We start from the raw sequence: 579 nt of genomic DNA, 5'->3' as shown, positions 1-579 counted from the left end.
GAGATGGGCCAGGTCCGCGGGGTCATCTGCCACCACACGGCCGGCCCGGAGACGGGGATCATGCCGAGCCTCAACGTTGTCACGAACGGCCGGTCCGACCTTCCCGGCCCGCTCGCCCAACTCTGCCTCGGCCGCGACGGGACCTTCTTCGTGGTGGCGGCCGGCCGCGCCAACCATGCGGGCGCAGGGAGATGGCAAGGGATCGAGACGGGCAATTCCAGCTTCATCGGCATCGAAGCGGAAAACACCGGACTGTCCTCCGATCCCTGGCCCCCGGTGCAGATGGACGCCTACCGGCGCGGCATCGCCGCTATCCTGACGAAGATCGGCGCGGGGTCGATCATGTGCTGCGGGCACAAGGAATACGCCCTGCCGGCGGGCAGGAAGATCGACCCTACCTTCGACATGATCGAGTTCCGCGCCGGGATCGCGGCCATCATGGGCGGCACGGCACTACCGCCCACTCTCATTCCGGCCGTCGACACCGCCGGCCGGCCCACGCTGCGGCGAGGAGCGCGTGGCAGTGACGTCCAACTGCTCCAGCAGAAGCTGGGCCTGCCCAATGCCGATGGAATCTTC

The 579-nt window shown here is 68.2% G+C and carries 1 protein-coding gene; it reads left to right on the top strand.

The window, feature by feature from the left end; genetic code table 11:
* Nucleotides 1-3: 3 nt before the first annotated feature.
* Nucleotides 4-579 (top strand): peptidoglycan recognition protein family protein (locus AC1DWF_RS36925; RefSeq protein ID WP_476843388.1); only part of this gene is annotated, 576 nt, incomplete at its 3' end.

The organism is Aminobacter sp. P4_D5 (assembly GCF_056401815.1).
The sequence above is the reverse complement of the archived record's forward strand: the minus strand, read 5'-3'. Positions and strand labels throughout refer to the sequence as shown.